The organism is Pseudomonas sp. 2hn (assembly GCF_019646095.1).
Lineage (GTDB): Bacteria > Pseudomonadota > Gammaproteobacteria > Pseudomonadales > Pseudomonadaceae > Aquipseudomonas > Aquipseudomonas peradeniyensis.
On sequence record NZ_CP081016.1, the window covers coordinates 1,375,210 to 1,394,197 of the forward strand.

Sequence of the window (18,988 nt, forward strand, 5' to 3'; positions counted from 1 at the left end):
GTGTGCGGCAAGGACGTGCGGATGGGCTCCATGTTATTCACCATTGGTAGTTGGAGCGGCAGGTAACGCCCGAGGGCGTGGCAGAAGGTACGCGGATCAGCCGATCGAGGGGCCGGGGCGTGGATGGCGGACGTGCACGAGGGGGTGGCGAAGATGATTCGAGGACGGGATCGGCATGATCGGGGCGCTTGCCTGTAGTTGTGGTTTATCGGGCGCGACGCAAAGCGGGAAAAATAAACGACGAAGGGGGTGGGGGTGTCAAGTGAAACACGACAGCATGTCGGGGTTTTGTGAATTTTTATTGAACGACTAGTCGCTATTTTGGTTTTCTCGTCGTTTTTTGAGTGTTTTCCTCGTTATGTGTGTTGATAAAAATTAACGCTTACCTGAAATGTGCTGTGACGAAATACGTCGCGCTTGCGACGGCTGTCATGGATTTTTCCTTTATCCCTTCTAGGGTGATTCGTTCTAGTAAGAGTACTCGCCTGGCGGCCCTGCAACGGGTTGGCCGGGCCGGGCTCCACGGATCAGGAGTCTGCTGGCGCGCCAATCCTGGCACGCCCTGGGCAAGGGAGCTGGCATGGAGAGCGCGGCGTTTCTGGATTACCTGCTGGTGCTGGTACTCGGCTCGATCGTGGTCGAGGGGGCATGGCTGGCCTGGCGCCGGACAGCGGACTGGCACCCGGCCGAGGGACTGGTCAATTTCGTCCTCGGCATCGGCAACCTGGCGGTCGGCGTGCTGTTCGCCGCGACCAGCCTCGGGCTTTATGCTTACCTGCACAGCCATTGGTCACTGGGGCTGGACCTGGGCAGCCCCTGGGCGAACATCGCCTTTGCCTTCCTCGTCTATGACTTCCTGTACTGGGTCAATCACTGGGCCCATCACAAATGCGCGCTGCTCTGGTGCAATCACCTGATCCACCACTGCGGTACCGCCTTCAATCTCACGACCGCAGTGCGCATAGGCTGGCTGGGCAATTTCACCGTCTGGCTGTTCTTTCTGCCCATGGCGGTGCTGGGCATCCCCCTGCAACACTACCTGCTGGTGGTGGCCGCGCAGCTGATCTACCAGTTCTTCATCCATTCGCCACTGATCCCTGAGCTGGGCGTGCTGGAGCGAATCCTGGTCACGCCGTCCCAGCATCGGGTCCATCACGCCAGCAACGATCGCTACCTGGACAAGAACTTCGGCTGTTTCCTGGTGATCTGGGACCGCCTGTTCGGTACTTACCAGCGTGAACTGCCGCAGGAACCGGTGCGTTACGGGGTGACCACGCCGATCAGCCAGCCGGGCTCGCCTGGCCACCTGAACTTCTTCCTCTATCGGCATTGCCTGCGTTCGGCGCGGGAAGCCAGCGGGTTGCGTGGCAAGTTGCGGGTGCTGTTCGGCAGTCCGGCGCATACCCGGGTCGTCGAGCAACACGCCAGCCTGGGGCTGGGCGCATTCGCCTGGCCGGACTACCTGCCGGCCTTGTTCCTCGGTTTTTTCCTGGTGACCCAGTACGCCGTCCTGCCGCCGGGGCAGGCGGCCCTGGCGGCGCTCGCATTCCTGTTGGCGGCCAATAGCGCCGGCCACCGCGAGTCCGGCCTGGCGCACCTGCGCTGGCCGTTGTATCTGGGGCTGGCGCTGGCCAGCCTGTTCCTGTGGTGGCAGGCGACCGGCGGAGCCTGGTTGCTGCTGTTGGCAATCCTGAGCTGCTGCCTGCCCCTGCTGGCCGTGCGGCGCAATCCATTGTTGATCAAGGAGTGATTGATGAACCCGACAAGCGCCTTGCGGGGCTCGGCCGATGACGGGGCGCAGCCCCAGCGGCTGGCCCGCGACAACCAGGCCCTGGAGAGCCTGCTCGAACGCCTCGAAAGTCTGGTGGGGCAGGGCTACATGGACGTCATCGGGCGGGTGTTCCATTCGATGCCGACCAAGCATGCCTCGGTCAGCTTCAGCGAGCATGCCAGGGTCCCCGAGCGCCGTGACGTGTTGCACCTGGGGTCGTACAACTACTCCGGGCTCAATGGCCATCCCCGTATCAACGAGGCGGCCATCGACGCCATACGCCATTACGGCACCACCTCCAGCGGCGTGCGCCTGCTCAACGGTACCAGCGAGCTGCACCTGGAGATGGAGCGGCGCCTGGCGCAGTTCCTCGGGGTCGAGGCGGTGATCACCTTCTCGTCGGGGTTCGCCGCCAACCTGGCAGCCCTGGGAACCCTGTGCCGCGAGGGCGACGTGGTGCTCAGCGACATGCTCAATCACCAGTCGATCGTCGATGGCCTGCGTCTGAGCGCGGCGCGGGTAGTGCCTTACCGCCATGCCTCGCTACGCAGCCTGGAGAGTCACCTGCAGCGCCTTCCCGCGCAACAGCGCAAGTTCATTGTCACCGATGGCGTGTTCAGCATGGACGGCGACCTTGCTCCGCTGGACCGGATCGCCGAACTCGCCAGGCGCTACAACGCCTTCCTGATCGTCGACGATGCCCATGGCACGGGGCACCTGGGGCCCCATGGGCGGGGCACGCCGGCGTTGTTCGGGGTAGCGGGGCAGGTCGATGTGCTGACCGGCAGCCTGAGCAAGGGGTTGCCGGGTGTCGGCGGCTTCATCGCCACTCGCCATGAAACCGCCAGCCTCTTGCGTGCAGGCGCCAACCCTTACATTTTCTCGGCGTCGCTGCCGCCCCCTGTGCTGGCCTCGATCATCGCCGCGCTGGATGTGCTGGAGGCTTCGCCACAGATCATCGAGCAATTGCGCGACAAGACCGAGTACTTTGTCGCGACCCTGCGCGCCCGTGGCTTCGACCTGCTCGACACACGCAGCAGCATCATCCCGCTGATGACCTACGAAGAGCACAAGGCCTACGAGCTGGCCAAGGCCTTGCACCTGCGCGGCGTCTACGTCAATCCGGTGGCTCACCCGGCGGTGAGCCGTTCGCGTGCCCGGGTGCGCATCAACCTCAGTGCCAATCTCACCCGAGAAGAACTCGACTACAGCATCGAGGCCATCACCGACGTTGGCCGGACACTGCGGCTGATCGATGCGCACGGAGCCCGGGATGGCCGTCGTGTTTGAGTGGACCCGGCAACTGAGTGATATCGGAAGGAGCGAATGGCAGGCCTGCTTCGGCGCCGGCAGGGTGACCGCCTCGTACGAACTGCAGCAGGCATTGGAGCGAGCAGGCATCGTCGACAGCTTTCATTACCTCAGGGTGCTGCGTGACGGGCGGTTGGTCGGCATCGTGCCGTGTTTCGTGATGGACTATTCGCTGTCCGACCTCGCGCCGGTGGAGGTTCAGGCCGTGGTGCGGCAGGCGCGCAGGGTGTACGGGCGCTTGCTCAAGGCACGCCTGTTCGTCATCGGCAGCCCGTTGGCGATCTGTTCCGACCTGCTGGGCCTGCCCGGGGTACGGGAGGGGGCCTGGGATCCGGTGCTTGCGATGCTGCATCAGGAATTGCAGGCCAAGGCCGACGCGTTGGGTATCGGGTTCGTCTGCCTCAAGGAGTTCGACCAGGCCCTGCAGCGGCGGCTTTCAGCGGCGTTCGGCGAGCACTACCTGCTGTGCCGCAGCCCCGACACCACCTTTGTGAGCACTGCGGCGGTGAATGGCATGGGTTATGTCGACAACATGCTCAGCAAGTACCGCAACGTATTGAAGAAGCGCCGCAGGACGTTCGACGAAGCGGGCTTGCGCTGGGTGGTCGAAGTGAACTTCGCCGATCATGCAACACAAATGCATCGGCTCTACCTGAACGTGCTCGAACGCTCCAGCACCCGATTCGAGCGTCTCTCCGAAGCGTTCTTCCGTGAGGTCTGCCACTGCCTTGGTACCCAGGCCTACGCCTTGCTCTGCTTCGATGAGCAGCGTCTGGTGGCGTTCGAGTTGTTCCTCGCGGGCGATGCGTTGCATCCGCTGTACCTGGGCATCGATTACGCCTATCGCGATGCCGGCAGCCTGTATTTCAACTGCCTGTACCGCATCGTCGAGGAGGCCGAGCGTCGTGGCGTGCCGTACATCGAGCTGGGCCAGACCAGCTACGAGGCCAAGTTCAGCATCGGGGCCGTTTCCTCACCGCTGTATTTCTACATCCGCCATCGTCGAGGCTGGGTCAACCGACTGTTGTACCTGCTGCGCGACGGACTGTTCCCGGCGCCGCAGATTCCGGCGCTGCGCAATGTGTTCAAGCACCACGATGCCTACCTGGACAGTCTCAAGGCCCAAGGATTGCTCGACCATGCTGATTGAAACCTACGACCTGGATACCTGGCAGGTGCAGGTTTTCGACAGCATCGACGACCTCGACCAGAGCCTGTGGGACAGCACCCTGGCCTTCCATCATCCGTTTCGCAGCCACGCGTTCATGCAGGTGGTCGAGGCTTGTTTCCACGATCGTGACTACCGCTACCTGGTGGCGCGCCGGCCTGGATCGGCGCAAGTCGCCGGGATGCTGTTCGTCACCCAGCAGGACCTGGACCTGATGGCCGAAGCGCCAGCCTGGTTGCGCCGTGGCGTTGGCCCGCTGCGGCGGCTGGTGCCGCGGATCGGCATGCTGCGGGTGGCCATGCTGGGCTGTTTCGAAACGGCAGGGCAGCACTGGTGGGTAGCGCCGGAGCATGACCAGGACGAACTGTTCGCGCTGCTGGTGACCAGTGCCGAACGGGCGCTGCCGCAGGCCCGGGTGCACGTGGTGCGTGACCTGGACCGCGAGAACGCCAGTCATGCCGCATTCGACGGCCTGCTGCACAGGCGCGGCTTTCGTCATTGCCACAACTACCCCCTGGCACTCATCCACCTGCACGGCCTGGACTGGGCAGGGCATTACGCCCGGCTCAAGGCCAACAGCCGCAAGATCCTCAAGAAGGCACTGAGCAGTTTCGAAACCTCCGGTTACCGGGTGCTTCACCATGAGGGCGAGGTGCCCGGCCTGGAGCGGCTGTACGAGCTGTATGTGTGTACACACCGGCATGCGACTGAGTACCAGCGCGAGCAATTGCCACTGGCTTTCCTTCAGCGCCTGCAAGGCAGTGACCAGGCCGTGTTCTCGGTGTTGCTTGATCCGAATGACCGGGCCGTGGCGTTCGTGCTCAGCGGTGTGGGCGAGCGGGTCATCAACCCGTTCCTGTTCGGCCGTGACTATGCCGTGGACCTGCCGGTTAACGCCTACTATGTGCTGCACATCGACCTGTTGCGCCGGTTTGCCTCGCCGGCCACGGAGCGGGTCGACCTCGGCATCACCAACTATTTCGTCAAGCAGAACCTCGGCTCGCAGCTCAGCGGCAGCGGCCTGTACCTGAAGCTGAAGAACCCCGTCCTGAACAGGATCCTAGGACCTCATGTCGCAGAAATGTTCGATATCAAGCAGCCCGGCCAGCGCCGCATCTTCCGCGCCTCCGCCCAGTCAGATGCGGAACCGGCAGGCCCTGCGTGACGACTTCACGGCCAGGTCGAGCCGTCATCGGCAACAGGCCGTCCGGTTGTCGGCACGCCTGCGCAAGACCGAGTGGGCGCGCCTGCTGGTGTTCCTGGCCATGCCCACCCTGGCCTGGCATGGCTATGAGAACGGCTTCGCGCCATGGCTGTGGTTGGCCTTCGGCGGTTGCCTGGCGCTGTTCGTGGCGCTGGTCCGGCGTCATGCCGGCCTGCGCGAGCGTATCGCCCACCAACAGCACCGGGATACGCTCAATCAGTGGGCCCTGGCACGGCTGGACCGGCGTTTCGACGACCTGCCCGCGTGTCCAACCAGCCTGCGTCCACTGTTCGACAAGCAGGACCTGGACATCAACCTGTTTGGCCCGGCATCGCTGGGCCAGCTGTTGTTCAGCCAGTCCACCAGCCTGGGTGAGGAACGCATCGCCGCCTGGCTGACCCTGCCGGCCACCACGGCCCAGCTGGCCGAGCGCCAGGCGGCCATTGCCGAGTTGGTCGAGCGCCGGAGCCTGCGTCAGGCCCTGGCGGCTAACGCGCTGCAGATCAATGCGCGTGGCTACGGGCTGGGGCGGCTGGCCGCATGGGTGGTTCGGGTGGATGCCGGGGTGTTCCCGCCGGCGCAGGTCGTACTGGGGTTGCTTGCCACGCTCGCCAGCCTGGGTGGCGTCGTGGCGGTGCTGGCCGGCGTGGTGCCGCCGTTGGCGTTGCTGGCCTGTATCGTGGTCAATCTGATGTTCTACGGCTGGCGGGCCAAGGCCTGGCACAAGGTGTTCGACGGTGCGGACGATACCGCCGATGCGCTTGGTGGCTTGTCGGACTGGTTGGCCCTGGCCGTTGCGCAGCGCTTCGACAGCCCGGGCCTGAGCCGCCAGGTGACGCGCCTGCAGGCCGATGGCCGGGCACCGGCAGCGGCGATTCGCCAGCTTGACGGCATCCTCGGCTACGCCCGGTTGCGGCACAACCCGACCGTCAGCGTGTTCGCCCAGGCCCTGCTGCTCTGGGACTTCCATTGCGCCCGTGCCCTGGCCCGCTGGAAGCGCGAGCAATGTCGTCGCTTGCCCGAGTGGCTGGAGGTGGTCGCCGAGCTGGAGGCCCTGGCAGCCTTTGCCGGATTGGCGGACGAGAACCCGGGCTGGTGTTGGGCCGAAGCCATCGGCGAGGCCGAGATTCATGCCGAGGCGGCCTGTCATCCGCTGATTCACCCGGAGCGGGCGGTCGCCAACCCGATTGAGCTGGTACCGGGGCGGGTCACGGTGATTACGGGCTCCAACATGTCGGGCAAGACCACCTACATGCGTACCGTGGCCCTCAATCTGCGCCTGGCACAGGCCGGCTCGGTGGTGGCGGCGCGGCATTTCGCTTTCGGGCGGATGCGCATGGTCTCGTCGATCTCGGTCAGCGACTCGCTGGAACAGGGGTTGTCGTACTTCATGAGCGAGGTCATGCAGGTCAAGGCGGTGATCGACACCGTGCGTCAGGCAGCGGAGCCGGTGCTGTACCTGCTCGACGAGCTGCTCAAGGGCACCAACGAGAAGGAGCGCAACCTGGCGATCATCGAGATCCTGCGCACCCTCTGCGCTCATCAGGCACTGGGCATGCTCACCACCCACAACGTGGCGCTGGCCACGGCGCCTGAACTCCAGGGGCTGGGCCGCAACATCTACTTCGAAGAAGGTTTCGAAGAGGGCGAGGCACAGGCGCTGCGCTTCAACTATCAGCTGCGCCACGGCATTTCGCGCAACACCAACGCCATTCGCCTGTTGCGCAGCATGGGAGTGCTCAAGGGTGACTGACACACTGGACATGGGCGGGCAGCTCGCCGATGCCGGGCATGTCGGCCAGGTCGTGCCGCTGGTCGCCAGCATCGCGCCGCAACCCCTGGCGTTCATCTACGGGACACGCCATCTGGAGCCTTACCTGGCGCACGCCTTTGCCCGCAACCTGGGCTGGTTTGGCCATGCCCGGCATCGGGTGCTGTTGCAGGCAGGGGAGTGCCAAGGGGTTGTGGCTACGCTTGGTGCCCGCGAAAAGACCCGTTTCGACCTGGCCCTGCTCACCTCGATACTGCGTTTCTATCCGGGGTTGTCCGGGTTGCGGGTGATCCGCCGCCTGCAGCGGTCGGTGGCGCGCCATCCGCGGCCCGGTCACGATGCGTTGTGGCTGTACAACCTGGCCGTGGCGCCCCAGGCGCGCGGGCGGGGGCTTGGCACGCGGCTGCTGCGAGGCGCCATCGCCCGGGCACGGGCGGCGGGGCATGGGCGCCTGCAACTGGATGTGGACACCGACAACCAGCTGGCGCAGCGCTTGTACCGGGCCCATGGTTTCCAGGTTGACAGCGAGATACCGGGGGTGTGTTGCGACGGCTTTCTGTTCGCCGACCAGTTGCGCATGAGCCTGGATCTGGGCAACCGCGGATAACGATGCGAAAACTTGCGTCTCACGCCGGGCCGGTCAGTGCTAATCTTGCATACCCCCATTCGAGGGGGCCTATCAGCCCTATATGGACAGCAATCGGTTCTATTCATGAAGAAATCAGTAGGCATCCTTTCCGGTCTGGCCGTGGCCATCGCCGTCGCAACCACCGCTGGCGCCTGGTACACCGGCAAGCAGTTGCCCGCGGAGCTGGAGCGCTCCGTTGCCCGCGGCAACGAAGAACTGAAGAAAGCCCTGGCCGGCAACGGTGGCAGCATGACCATCGAGCTGGTCTCGCTGGACCAGCACTTCTTCACCAGCACCGCGCACTACCGCCTGAAGGCCGAGAACGTGCAGGTCGGCGAAGCCGAGGCACTGAACTTCCAGGTGGGCGTGACCGACCAGATCGAGCACGGCCCGTTCCCGTGGTCGCGGGTCAAGGCCCTTAAGCTGATGCCGGTCATGGCCACCAGCAACAGTGCGCTGGACAAGGATGACTTCACCAGCGGCTGGTTCACCGCCGCCGGCGACAAGGCGCCGGTCACCGCCCAGGTCAGCCTCGGCTATGGCGGCAGCATCGACAGCGACATCCGCCTGGCACCGGTCACGCTCAAGGAAGACGGCGGCAATGTCCTGGACTTCTCCGGCCTGCAGCTCAAGCTGCGCGGCGACCGCGAAGGCAAGGTGGTGGAGATCCACAGCAGCGCCGAGCGCCTCGAGCTGAACTTCGTCGACGAGCAGCAGGCGCCGGTGAAGATCCTGCTCAACGGTTTCAAGGCCGGTGGCAAGCTCACTGAGACCGCCCACGACATGGTCTATGTCGGCAACCTCGATCTGGCCCTGGCCGACACCCAGGTGACCTTCGGGCCGAAGCAGGAAGTGCTGGTGCTCAAGGGTCTGCAGCAGAACAACCTGTACAACGCCGAGGGCGAGGACAAGGACAAGCTGGCCGGGCGCCTGGAATACAAGGTCGACGACATCAGCTATGCCGGCCGCAAGGTGGGCAGCGCGGAAATGGTCCTGACCATGAAGTCCATCGACATTCCGGCCATGCAGGCATTGATGGAGTGGTACCAGACCCAGTTGCCGCAGATGCAGCAGGCCGCCGCCGATGGCGAGGCGCCGTCGCTGGAGATGACCCCGGAGGAGCAGGCCAAGGTCCAGGGCGACCTGCAGAAGCTGCTGGTGGCCAAGCCGCAGGTGGCGGTGGAGAAGCTGGCATTCAAGACCGCCAATGGCGAAAGCCACTTCAACCTGGCGATGGACTTTGCCAGCCCGAGCTCGTTCGACCTGCCGCCTGACCAGTTGGGCAAGCAGCTGCTGACGCAACTGAAGGCCAAGCTCAGCGTTTCCAAGCCGATGGTCGCCGACCTGGCCACCTTGCAGGCGCTGCTCGAGGGCGAGACCGATGCCCAGGCCATCGCCCAGCAGTCCAGCCAGGCCGGTGAAATGGTCGGCATGATGGCGCTGCAGAGCGGCATGGCCACGGTGCAGGGCAGCGACGTGGTGTCGAGCCTGCAATACGCCGACGGCATGGTAGACTTCAACGGCAAGAAGATGACCGTCGAAGAGTTCGCCATGCTGATCAGCGGCCACCTGGCGGCACTCCAGCCGCAGGGCTGATTGCTGGCTCGCGGTCCCTTTCGCGGGGCAAGCCCGCTCCCACGAAGTCGCCATGAATTGGATGGCTTCGTGGGAGCGGGCCTCGCGACTGCATTGGGGCGGCCAACGTAAAAACCTCTTTTGCATCCCTCCGATTGCCTGTAGCCTTCGCGTCCGATAAGAATCCGCGCCCGCAGAGGGGCCGAGACGCTGGCCGTCCGGCACCATCAGCCGATCTGCCAGGGCCGGGTGATACACTCGACTGACGCGCTCAAGCGCCCCGCAGGTCCAGCGATCATGACCCAGATTTCCGAACGCCTGTTGGTCCAGGCCCACCTCGATGCCAAGCAGCCCAACCCGCTGACGCCCGCGCAGGAGGCCGAATACCGTGCGGCCATCGCCGCCGAGCTGAAAAAGCAGAACGCCGTGCTGGTGGCCCACTACTATTGCGATCCGGTGATCCAGGCCCTGGCCGAGGAAACCGGCGGCTGCGTGTCCGACTCGCTGGAGATGGCGCGCTTCGGCAAGAATCACCCCGCCGAGACCGTGGTGGTGGCGGGGGTGCGCTTCATGGGTGAAACCGCGAAGATCCTCACCCCGGAAAAGCGCGTGCTGATGCCGACCCTGGAGGCGACCTGCTCCCTCGACCTGGGTTGCCCGGTCAAGGAGTTCTCGGATTTCTGTGACCAGCATCCCGAGCGCACCGTGGTGGTCTACGCCAACACTTCCGCAGCGGTGAAAGCCCGGGCCGACTGGGTGGTGACCTCCAGCTGCGCGCTGGAAATCGTCGAAAGCCTGATGGACAACGGCGAAACCATCATCTGGGGCCCTGACCAGCACCTGGGCCGCTACATCCAGAAGCAGACCGGTGCCGACATGCTGCTGTGGGACGGTGCCTGTATCGTTCACGAAGAGTTCAAGTCGCGCCAGCTGGCCGACATGAAGGCGCTGTACCCGGACGCGGCGATCCTGGTCCATCCGGAGTCGCCGGAAGCGGTGATCGAACTGGCCGACGCGGTGGGCTCCACCAGCCAGCTGATCAAGGCAGCGCAGACCCTGCCGAACAAGACCTTCATCGTCGCCACCGACCGCGGCATCTTCTACAAGATGCAGCAGCTGTGCCCGGACAAGGAGTTCGTCGAGGCGCCGACCGCCGGTAACGGCGCGGCCTGCCGCAGCTGCGCGCACTGCCCGTGGATGGCGATGAACACCCTGGAGCGCACGCTGGACTGCCTGCGCAAGGGCAGCAACGAGATCTTCGTCGAGCCTGCGCTGATTCCCAAGGCGATCAAGCCGCTGAACCGCATGCTCGATTTCACCCAGGCGGCGCGGTTGAAGTTGTCGGGCAACGCCTGACATCACCTTGTAGGAGCGGCCTTGCGCCGCGAAAGGGCCGCAGAGCGGCCCCAGGATGTTCAGGGTCACGCAAAAAACAGGGGCCGCTCTGCGGCCCTTTCGCGGCGCAAGGCCGCTCCTACAGGGTTATCGGTTCTGACGCCTAGCGCCCCATCATCTCCTTGACCATCCGCTGCTGCTCCATGATCTCGCGTTGGCGCTGGTCGATCTGCGAGGCCAGCGGGAAGTTGCTGCCCGAGCGGCGCTTGGCGTAGTCGAGCTGCTGGATCGCCTGGTCGAAATCGCCGACCAGGGTAAAGTACTCGGCGCGGGCACGGTGCAGGCCGATGGTGTTGCCCGACAGCCCGCGGACTTCGGCGACGTCGTACCACACGTCCGGGTCGTCCGGACGGTTCTTGACCAGGTCGTCCAGCACCTTCTCCGCCTCGGCCGGCTTGTTCTGCTTGATCAGCAGGTCGGCGCGCACCTGTTTCAACGGATAGTTGGCCGGGTACAGCGCCTGCATGCGCTGGGCGCGTTGCTGGGCATCGGCCAGGCGGTTGTTGGTGATGTCCAGGTCGATCTGCGCGAGGTTGTAGGTAATGTCGTTGGGCGCCTTGGCCAGTAGTGGCTTGAGGTTCTCCCGTGCTTCGTTGAGCTGGCCACCCTTGATCTGCGCCAGCGCCAGGCCATAGCGCGCGGCGTCCATTTGTGGATTCTCGTCTAGTTGGGCGCGGAAGCGCTTGGCGGCCAGGCCCGGGGTGCCTTCATAGGTGAGCTGTACCCGTGCACGAATCAGCTGGTAACGCAGGCTGTCCTCGACGCCCCCCTTGGGCGCCTGCTCGGCACGGTTACGGGTATCGGCTACCCGCGACTCGGTCACCGGGTGGGTAAGGAGGAATTCCGGCGGCTTGGCGTCATAGCGGTATTGGCGCGCCAGGCGTTCGAACATGCTGGGCATGTTGCGTGGGTCGTAACCGGCTTTTTCCAGATTCAGGATACCGATACGGTCGGCTTCCTGTTCGTTCTGCCGGGAGAAGCGTCGCTGTTCCTGGATCGCCGCCGCCTGGGTGCCGGCAATCACACCGATGCCGGCATCGCCACCACCGCCGGCGGCCAGGACGATACCTGCAAGCAGCGCGGCCATCATTGGCAGTTGCATGCGCTGCTGGGCTTCGACGCCACGGGCGAAGTGGCGCTGCGACAAGTGCGCCAGTTCGTGGGCCAGGACCGAGGCGTACTCGCCTTCGGTCTGCGCATTGAGGAACAGGCCACCGTTGACCCCGACGATACCGCCTGGCGCGGCGAAGGCGTTGAGTTCCTTACTGTCGATGAGGATGAACTCCAGGCGCCGGTCCTGCAGTTGGCTGGTCTCGGCCAGCTTGTACACGCTGGTTTCGACGAAGTCCTTGAGCTGCGGGTCGTTCAGCTGGTTGACCTGGCCGCGCAACAGGCTCAGCCAGGCGCGACCGAGCTGGTGTTCCTGTTGCGGCGAGACGATCGCGGAGCTGGCGTCGCCCAGTGACGGCAGGTCGTCGGCGTGGCCGGGAAGGGCCATCAGGCAGGCCAGCGTCAACAGGGTGGGGCGCAGTAGATTCATGCAGAAGCTCGCGTCGATGAAAAGCCTTACTGTAGCCGGGTCGCGCGATGCCGACCAGTGGCGGTATCCTACCAGACCTTTCTGTTCATACCCCGGAGACGCGCCCGATGAGTGACACCCCGACCAGCGACGCCGAGCTCGACGCCAGCGGGCTGAACTGCCCGCTGCCGCTGCTCAAGGCCAAGATGGAACTCAATCGCCTGGCCAGTGGCGCGGTGCTCAAGGTGATCGCCACCGACGGCGGTTCCCAGCGCGACTTCCGCACTTTCGCCCAGCTGGCCGGTCATACGCTGCTGCATGAAACGGCCGAGGCCGGCGTGTACACCTACTGGCTGCGCAAGGCCTGAGTCTTTTCCAAGGATCGTCAATGTTCAAAGTGCTTCGCGACTGGATGCAGCGCTACTTCTCCGACGAGGAGGCAGTGGTGCTGGCGGTCCTGCTGTTCCTGGCCTTCACCGTGGTGCTGACCCTGGGCGGCATGCTCGCGCCAGTGCTGGCGGGCATGGTCCTGGCGTTTCTCATGCAGGGCCTGGTCAATGCCCTGGAGCGCTTGAAGGTGCCGTCCAGGCTGGCGGTCTGGCTGGTGTTCGCCCTGTTCATGGGCGCGCTGGCAGTGTTCATGCTGGTGCTGGTGCCGCTGCTCTGGCATCAGCTGATCACCCTGTTCAACGAACTGCCGGGTATGCTCGGCAAGTGGCAGTCGCTGTTGCTGCTGCTGCCCGAGCGCTATCCGCACCTGGTGTCGGACGAGCAGGTGCTGCGCGCCATCGAATCGGTGCGCGGCGAGATCGGCAAGTTCGGCCAGTGGGCGCTGACCTTCTCGCTGTCGAGCCTGCCGTTGCTGGTCAATGCGATGATCTACCTGGTGCTGGTGCCGATCCTGGTGTTCTTCTTCCTCAAGGACCGCGAGCTGATCGGGCGCTGGGTCAGCGGCTACCTGCCGCGTGAGCGTACGCTGCTCAACCGGGTGGGCGACGAGATGAACCGGCAGATCGCCAACTACATTCGCGGCAAGGGTATCGAGATCCTGATCTGCGGGATTGCCACCTATATCGCGTTCATCAGCCTGGGCCTCAACTATGCCGCCTTGCTGGCGCTGCTGGTGGGCCTGTCGGTGGTGGTGCCGTATGTCGGCGCGGTGGTGGTGACGGTGCCGGTGACGCTGATCGCGCTGTTCCAGTGGGGCTGGGGCGACCAGTTCATCTACCTGATGGCGGTGTACGCGATCATCCAGGCGCTCGATGGCAACGTGCTGGTGCCGCTGCTGTTCTCCGAGGCAGTGAGCCTGCACCCGGTGGCGATCATCTGCGCGGTGCTGCTGTTCGGCGGGCTGTGGGGGTTCTGGGGAATCTTCTTCGCGATCCCGCTGGCGACGCTGTTCAAGGCGGTGCTGGATGCCTGGCCGCGGCAGGACAAGTCTGTGGCGCCGATGTTGTAGATCTGGGGCTGCTTTGCAGCCCTATCGCGGCACAAGGCCGCTCCTACAGGGGAACGCGATTCCTGTAGGAGCGGCCTTGTGCCGCGATAGGGCGCAAAGCGCCCTCAAGATCTCAAGCCTTATCGAGATTCTGCGCCGCCGCCAACACGGCATCCACATGCCCCGGCACCTTCACCCCGCGCCATTCCTGGCGCAGCACTCCGTCCTTGTCGATCAGGAAGGTGCTGCGGTCCACACCCATGTATTCCTTGCCATACAGCTTCTTCAGCTTGATCACGTCGAACAGCTGGCACAGCGCCTCGTCCTTGTCGCTGATCAGCTCGAAGGGAAGCGCCTGCTTGGCCTTGAAGTTCTCGTGTGACTTGATGCCATCGCGCGACACGCCGAACACCACGGTGTTGGCGGCCTGGAACGCTGCATGCTGGTCGCGGAAGCCCTGGCCTTCGGTGGTGCAGCCCGGGGTGCTGTCCTTGGGATAGAAGTACAACACCACCTGCTGGCCCTTCAGGTCGGCAAGGCTGACGGTCTGGCCGCTGGTGGCCTGGACCTGGAAATCGGCGACGGGTTGGTCGAGTGCTACGGCCATGGGAGCTTCCTTACATGGGGTTCTGTGGGCGCCACGGTTCGATCAGCGCGTCCAGGTTCAGGGCGTCGGCAAAGTCGAGGAACTGGTCACGCAGCCAGCTGATCTGGGTGCCGGCCGGCAGGATCACGGTGAACTGGGCGTTGAGCATGCTGCTGCCAGTTTGCGGCGCGAGGTAGGTGTCGCAGGTCATCGCTTCGAGTTCGACGCGGTGGTCGAGGAAGAACTGGCACAGCTCGTTGATGATGTCCGGGCGATAGGCGGCGCTGACGTAGGCTACATAAGGCAGGGCCTGCGGACGCACTTCCTGGTCGGCGCTGCGCACCACGTCCAGGGTCAGGCCGTGCTTCTTGCCCAGGCCCGGCAGGGTGGCTTCGAGGCGGGCCAGGGCATCCCAGCTGCCGCCGACCTGCAGCACCAGGGCGCTGGTCTCGCCGTGGCGCGACAGGCGCGAGGTGACCACCGCGCAGCGGTTGTCGAAGGCCGCGCGGCTGAGAACGTTGGCCAGTTCCATGGGGTTGGGGCCCAGGGCGCTGATGACGAGGAATTGTTCGCGAACGGTGGGGGTGGACATGCAGCATTCCTAAAGCGATGAGCGGTCGGTGCAGGACGGGGGCAAGCCTCCTGCATCAGCAGGGCCCGGGCCGGTTTTGGCGGCTGTGGACGCAGGCCGGTAGCACTGTCGACGGCCCGGCGGGCCGTGCTGCACCGATCAAAGGATCAAGGGTAGCGAAAAGCGGCGCGAAGGGGAATGCTCCGCCCGCCTGCTTCGCTTGTGCAAGGCCGATGGCGCCAGTACCATTACCGCTCTCTTTTTCCGGCAGGAGCAGTTACATGATTGCGGGCAGTATGGTGGCATTGGTCACTCCCATGGATGCACAAGGGCGTCTGGACTGGGACAGCCTCGACAAACTTGTAGACTTCCACCTGGAAAACGGCACCCACGCGATCGTAGCTGTCGGCACCACCGGCGAGTCCGCCACGCTGGATGTCGAAGAGCACATCCTGGTCATCAAGCACGTGGTCGAGCGGGTCAAGCACAGCAACAAGCGGATTCCGGTGATCGCCGGTACCGGTGCCAACTCCACTGCCGAAGCCGTGCACCTGACCAAGAACGCCAAGAATGCTGGCGCCGACGCCTGCTTGCTGGTGGTCCCGTACTACAACAAGCCGACCCAGGAAGGCCTGTACCAGCACTTCAAGCACATCGCCGAAGCCGTCGACATCCCGCAGATCCTCTACAACGTGCCCGGCCGCACCTCCTGCGACATGCAGGCCGACACCGTGATCCGCCTGTCGAAGGTCAAGAACATCATCGGCATCAAGGAAGCCACCGGCGACCTGGTCCGTGCCAAGGCCATCCTGGATGGCGTCGACAAGGACTTCATCGTCCTGTCCGGCGACGATCCGACCGCCGTCGAGCTGATCCTGATGGGCGGCAAGGGCAACATCTCCGTCACCGCCAACGTCGCCCCGCGCGAAATGGCCGACCTGTGCGAGGCCGCCCTTGAGGGCAATGCCGAGAAGGCCCGCGCGATCAACGAAAAACTCATGCCGCTGCACAAAGACCTGTTCTGCGAAGCCAACCCGATTCCGGTGAAATGGGCGCTGGTGGAAATGGGCCTGATGCAGCAGGGCATTCGCCTGCCGCTGACCTGGCTGAGCGAAGGTTGTCACGAAAAAGTCCGTACTGCCTTGCGCCAGTCCGGCGTACTGGTTTAATCGAGGAAGTACACCGCATGAAGCGACTGGCTGGTCTTTCCGCTCTCGCCCTGATCATTTCCAGCACCAGTGGGTGCGGCTGGCTGTGGGGCGAGGATGGCTATTTCCGCGACCGTGGCAGCGACTACCTGCAGGCGCAGCCGACCGCGCCGATGCAGCTGCCGCCGGACGCCAGCAACGTCAAGCGCCTGGATCCGCTGCTGCCGATCCCGCGCAACGTGGCCGACGATCGCGCCACCGGCGAGTTCGAGGTACCCCGTCCACAGCCGCTGTCGGCCACCGCCGACATCAGCGATTTCAGCCTGCAGCGCAGCGGCAACAGCCGTTGGGTGCTGGCCCAGCGCTCGCCCGCCGAAGTCTGGCCGGTGACCCGCCAGTTCTTCGAAGACAACGGTTTCCGCATTGCCGAAGAGCGTCCGCAGACCGGTGAATTCAACACCACCTGGCAGCGCTTCGACGAGCTGTCGGCTTCCCTCGGCCAGCGCTTGGCCAGTACCTCCAGCAGCCCGGACAGTGAAGTCCGCGTGCGGGTGCGCATGGAGCCCGGCGTGCAGCGCAACACCTCCGAGGTGTATGTGGTCAGCGTCGAGCGTCCGGCCGGCAGCACCGCCGAACCTGATTTCCCGTCCGCCTCCAGCAACACCGGCACCGACGCCCTGCTGGTCGACGAAATGCTCGCCAGCATGAACCGCAGCGCCGAGAAGGGCGGTTCGGTCTCGCTGTTGGCCGCGCGCGACTTCGATGCCCCGAGCCAGGTCAGCCTGAGCGAGGACGGCAGCGGCAACCCGGTGCTGTTCCTGGGCTCGGACCTGGACCGTGCCTGGTCAGGCGTCGGCCGTGCCCTGGAGCAGGGCGAGTGGCGTGTCGAGGACATCAACCGCAGCCTGGGCCTGTACTACATCAACCTGTCCGAGAAGCCCGACGACAAGCAGAAGGAGCCTGGCTTCTTCAGTCGCCTGTTCGGCAGCGAGCCGAGCAAGGAAGAGCGTGAAGCCCGTGCCGAGCGCTACCAGGTTCGCCTGAGCAAGGTCGGCGACAACGTCCAGGTGACCGTCGAGAAGAACATCAACACCGTGGCCCCGGCCGATGTTGCCCGCCGCGTGCTGAGCGCGATCCAGGACCACCTGGGCTAAGTGCGCTTCGCGGTTCTAGGAAGCGGTAGCCAGGGAAACGGCACGCTCGTCGCCAGTGGTGATACTTTCATCCTGGTCGATTGCGGGTTTTCCCTGCGCGAGACCGAGCGGCGCCTGGCGCTGCTCGGGGTGTCGGCCACGCAGCTGAGCGCGGTACTGGTGACCCACGAACATGCCGACCACGTGCATGGGGTGGGGTTGCTCTCGCGCCGCTACAATGTACCGGTCTACCTCAGCCAGGGCACGTTGCGCGGCATGCGCAAGCCGGTCGAGGTGGCCGGTTTTCTCGGTTGTGGCGATGTGCTGCAGGTCGGCGATCTGCAGGTCAGCGCGGCACGGGTCGAGCATGACGCCTATGAGCCGCTGCAGTACGTGATCAGCGATGGTCGTCGGCGCTTCGGCATGCTCACCGACCTGGGCAGTTACGACGCGCGGCTGTTGGAGCGCTATCAGGGGCTCGATGCCTTGCTGATCGAGGCCAACCACTGCCGCGACCTGCTGGCCCGTGGGCATTACCCGCACTTTCTCAAGCTGCGGGTCGGCGGCAGCCAGGGACATTTGAACAACCACCAGGCCGCGAGCCTGGTGGCCGAGTTGGGCTGGCAGAACCTGCAGCACCTGGTGCTGGCCCACCTCAGCAGCAAGAACAACCTGCCACATCTGGCCCGCCAGTGCTTCGTCGACGCCCTCGGGTGCGACCCGGACTGGCTTCAGGTGGCGAATCAGGATCATGGGCTCGACTGGCGCCAAATCGCCTAGCCCACCCACTCAAGCAAGCGGAGCCCATCATGGAAAAACGCGACGAACTCTACCGCGGCAAGGCCAAATCGGTTTACAAGACCGACGACGCCGACCGCTTGATCCTGCTGTTCCGTAACGACACCTCGGCGTTCGACGGCAAGCGCATCGAACAACTCGACCGCAAGGGCATGGTGAACAACAAGTTCAATGCCTTCATCATGCAGAAGCTCGAAGAAGCCGGCGTGCCGACTCAGTTCGACAAGCTGTTGGGCGACAACGAGTGCCTGGTGAAGAAGCTCGACATGATCCCGGTCGAGTGCGTGGTGCGCAACTACGCCGCCGGCAGCCTGGTCAAGCGCCTGGGCGTGGAGGAGGGCATCAAGCTGGAGCCGTCCACCTTCGAGCTGTTCCTGAAGAACGACGAGAAGGGTGACCCCTTCATCAACGAATCCCACGTTGTCGCCTTCGGCTGGGGCACCGCCGAGCAACTGGTCGAGATGAAGAAGCTGTCGCTGAAGGTCAACGAAGTGCTGAGCAAGCTGTTCGACGACGCAGGCCTGCTGCTGGTCGACTTCAAGCTGGAGTTCGGTGTGTTCCACGGCCAGATCGTCCTGGGCGACGAATTCAGCCCGGACGGCTGCCGTCTGTGGGACAAAGAAACCCGCAAGAAGATGGACAAGGACCGCTTCCGTCAGGGCCTGGGCGACGTGATCGAAGCCTACGAAGAAGTTGCCAAACGCCTGGGCGTGCCGCTGTAAGCGGCGCGTTCACGCAAGCGCCTGATACCACGCGAATTTTTTTCAAAAAAGGTTTGCCAGAAACGAAATCGCTGGTATGATGCGCGCCATTGGAGAGATGCCGGAGTGGTCGAACGGGACGGATTCGAAATCCGTTGTACTGGCAACAGTACCTAGGGTTCAAATCCCTATCTCTCCGCCATACGCGAAGTAGTCGAAGCCCCCGAAAACGTTGAGTTTTCGGGGCTTCGTCGTTTATGGTTCGCCCGGA

17 protein-coding genes and 1 tRNA gene are annotated in these 18,988 nt (G+C 64.3%); 15 read left to right on the forward strand and 3 right to left on the reverse strand.

Features of this window, described 5'->3' with window-relative positions; all coding sequences use genetic code 11:
- The first annotated feature begins 580 nt into the window (after nt 1–580).
- From K2O50_RS06430 to nadA, 8 genes are all read left to right on the forward strand, one after another.
- Entirely contained in the window at nt 581–1,750 is a 1,170-nt protein-coding gene (locus K2O50_RS06430) for a sterol desaturase family protein (RefSeq protein WP_050704276.1), read from the forward strand.
- A gap of 3 nt (nt 1,751–1,753) precedes the next feature.
- Entirely contained in the window at nt 1,754–3,061 is a 1,308-nt protein-coding gene (locus K2O50_RS06435; protein WP_050704277.1) for an aminotransferase class I/II-fold pyridoxal phosphate-dependent enzyme, read from the forward strand.
- The gene (locus K2O50_RS06440) at nt 3,045–4,232 is read left to right on the forward strand and encodes a GNAT family N-acetyltransferase (RefSeq protein ID WP_050704278.1); all 1,188 of its coding nucleotides are present in this window, start codon (nt 3,045–3,047) and stop codon (nt 4,230–4,232) included. Before K2O50_RS06435 ends, K2O50_RS06440 begins: the two co-directional genes overlap by 17 nt.
- On the forward strand, nt 4,222–5,415 hold the full coding sequence (locus tag K2O50_RS06445) for a GNAT family N-acetyltransferase (RefSeq protein ID WP_050704279.1): 1,194 nt from the start codon (nt 4,222–4,224) through the stop codon (nt 5,413–5,415). Before K2O50_RS06440 ends, K2O50_RS06445 begins: the two co-directional genes overlap by 11 nt.
- A 46-nt stretch (nt 5,416–5,461) precedes the next feature.
- Nucleotides 5,462–7,207: a MutS-related protein gene (locus K2O50_RS06450; protein WP_050704280.1), complete on the forward strand. Its 1,746-nt coding sequence runs from the start codon at nt 5,462–5,464 to the stop codon at nt 7,205–7,207.
- On the forward strand, nt 7,200–7,832 hold the full coding sequence (locus K2O50_RS06455) for an N-acetyltransferase (RefSeq protein WP_156329584.1): 633 nt from the start codon (nt 7,200–7,202) through the stop codon (nt 7,830–7,832). The genes K2O50_RS06450 and K2O50_RS06455 overlap by 8 nt, the downstream gene beginning before the upstream one ends.
- 105 nt (nt 7,833–7,937) lie before the next feature.
- A complete protein-coding gene (locus tag K2O50_RS06460; protein WP_220689979.1) occupies nt 7,938–9,449 on the forward strand; it encodes a YdgA family protein in 1,512 nt (503 codons plus the stop codon).
- A gap of 276 nt (nt 9,450–9,725) precedes the next feature.
- Entirely contained in the window at nt 9,726–10,784 is a 1,059-nt protein-coding gene (gene nadA, locus K2O50_RS06465) for a quinolinate synthase NadA (RefSeq protein WP_050704283.1), read from the forward strand.
- A 142-nt stretch (nt 10,785–10,926) separates the two neighbouring features.
- Here nadA and K2O50_RS06470 read toward each other — a convergent pair whose 3' ends face one another.
- Entirely contained in the window at nt 10,927–12,363 is a 1,437-nt protein-coding gene (locus K2O50_RS06470; RefSeq protein WP_050704284.1) for a M48 family metalloprotease, read from the reverse strand.
- Between the two features lie 107 nt (nt 12,364–12,470).
- On the opposite strand from K2O50_RS06470, the gene K2O50_RS06475 reads away from it, so the two are divergent.
- Together K2O50_RS06475 and K2O50_RS06480 are read left to right on the forward strand one after the other, a co-directional pair.
- Nucleotides 12,471–12,710, forward strand: a complete 240-nt coding sequence (locus K2O50_RS06475) for a sulfurtransferase TusA family protein (RefSeq protein WP_028692991.1) — start codon at nt 12,471–12,473, stop codon at nt 12,708–12,710.
- A 20-nt stretch (nt 12,711–12,730) separates the two neighbouring features.
- Nucleotides 12,731–13,801: an AI-2E family transporter gene (locus K2O50_RS06480; RefSeq protein WP_050704285.1), complete on the forward strand. Its 1,071-nt coding sequence runs from the start codon at nt 12,731–12,733 to the stop codon at nt 13,799–13,801.
- Between the two features lie 112 nt (nt 13,802–13,913).
- On the opposite strand, the gene K2O50_RS06485 is transcribed toward K2O50_RS06480, so the two are convergent.
- Together K2O50_RS06485 and K2O50_RS06490 are read right to left on the reverse strand one after the other, a co-directional pair.
- Entirely contained in the window at nt 13,914–14,387 is a 474-nt protein-coding gene (locus K2O50_RS06485) for a peroxiredoxin (RefSeq protein WP_050704286.1), read from the reverse strand.
- 10 nt (nt 14,388–14,397) lie between these two features.
- The gene (locus K2O50_RS06490; protein WP_028692994.1) at nt 14,398–14,958 is read right to left on the reverse strand and encodes a glycine cleavage system protein R; all 561 of its coding nucleotides are present in this window, start codon (nt 14,956–14,958) and stop codon (nt 14,398–14,400) included.
- A 260-nt stretch (nt 14,959–15,218) separates the two neighbouring features.
- Here K2O50_RS06490 and dapA point away from each other — a divergent pair, with 260 nt between their 5' ends.
- The 5 genes from dapA to K2O50_RS06515 all read left to right on the forward strand — a co-directional run bounded on the left by dapA (nt 15,219) and on the right by K2O50_RS06515 (nt 18,919).
- Entirely contained in the window at nt 15,219–16,106 is an 888-nt protein-coding gene (gene dapA / locus K2O50_RS06495) for a 4-hydroxy-tetrahydrodipicolinate synthase (RefSeq protein ID WP_028692995.1), read from the forward strand.
- Between the two features lie 17 nt (nt 16,107–16,123).
- Nucleotides 16,124–17,239, forward strand: coding sequence for an outer membrane protein assembly factor BamC (gene bamC, locus K2O50_RS06500; protein ID WP_046856746.1), 1,116 nt, complete (start codon nt 16,124–16,126; stop codon nt 17,237–17,239).
- Nucleotides 17,240–17,998 (forward strand): MBL fold metallo-hydrolase, encoded by a 759-nt coding sequence (locus tag K2O50_RS06505; protein WP_050704287.1) that lies wholly within the window; start codon nt 17,240–17,242, stop codon nt 17,996–17,998.
- Nucleotides 17,999–18,027: 29 nt separating this feature from the next.
- Nucleotides 18,028–18,738, forward strand: a complete 711-nt coding sequence (purC, locus tag K2O50_RS06510; RefSeq protein WP_011535129.1) for a phosphoribosylaminoimidazolesuccinocarboxamide synthase — start codon at nt 18,028–18,030, stop codon at nt 18,736–18,738.
- 91 nt (nt 18,739–18,829) lie between these two features.
- Nucleotides 18,830–18,919: transfer RNA gene (locus K2O50_RS06515), tRNA-Ser, on the forward strand.
- The last annotated feature ends 69 nt before the right edge of the window (nt 18,920–18,988 follow it).

What these genes read in the sequence shown, in the direction of transcription:
- K2O50_RS06430 (WP_050704276.1), top strand. Translation starts at nt 581, where the DNA reads ATGGAGAGCGCGGCGTTTCTGGATTACCTGCTGGTGCTGGTACTCGGC.
- K2O50_RS06435 (WP_050704277.1), top strand. Translation starts at nt 1,754, where the DNA reads ATGAACCCGACAAGCGCCTTGCGGGGCTCGGCCGATGACGGGGCGCAG.
- K2O50_RS06440 (WP_050704278.1), top strand. Translation starts at nt 3,045, where the DNA reads ATGGCCGTCGTGTTTGAGTGGACCCGGCAACTGAGTGATATCGGAAGG.
- K2O50_RS06445 (WP_050704279.1), top strand. Translation starts at nt 4,222, where the DNA reads ATGCTGATTGAAACCTACGACCTGGATACCTGGCAGGTGCAGGTTTTC.
- K2O50_RS06460 (WP_220689979.1), top strand. Translation starts at nt 7,938, where the DNA reads ATGAAGAAATCAGTAGGCATCCTTTCCGGTCTGGCCGTGGCCATCGCC.
- nadA (WP_050704283.1), top strand. Translation starts at nt 9,726, where the DNA reads ATGACCCAGATTTCCGAACGCCTGTTGGTCCAGGCCCACCTCGATGCC.
- K2O50_RS06470 (WP_050704284.1), bottom strand. Translation starts at nt 12,363, where the DNA reads ATGAATCTACTGCGCCCCACCCTGTTGACGCTGGCCTGCCTGATGGCC.
- K2O50_RS06475 (WP_028692991.1), top strand. Translation starts at nt 12,471, where the DNA reads ATGAGTGACACCCCGACCAGCGACGCCGAGCTCGACGCCAGCGGGCTG.
- K2O50_RS06480 (WP_050704285.1), top strand. Translation starts at nt 12,731, where the DNA reads ATGTTCAAAGTGCTTCGCGACTGGATGCAGCGCTACTTCTCCGACGAG.
- K2O50_RS06485 (WP_050704286.1), bottom strand. Translation starts at nt 14,387, where the DNA reads ATGGCCGTAGCACTCGACCAACCCGTCGCCGATTTCCAGGTCCAGGCC.
- K2O50_RS06490 (WP_028692994.1), bottom strand. Translation starts at nt 14,958, where the DNA reads ATGTCCACCCCCACCGTTCGCGAACAATTCCTCGTCATCAGCGCCCTG.
- dapA (WP_028692995.1), top strand. Translation starts at nt 15,219, where the DNA reads ATGATTGCGGGCAGTATGGTGGCATTGGTCACTCCCATGGATGCACAA.
- bamC (WP_046856746.1), top strand. Translation starts at nt 16,124, where the DNA reads ATGAAGCGACTGGCTGGTCTTTCCGCTCTCGCCCTGATCATTTCCAGC.
- purC (WP_011535129.1), top strand. Translation starts at nt 18,028, where the DNA reads ATGGAAAAACGCGACGAACTCTACCGCGGCAAGGCCAAATCGGTTTAC.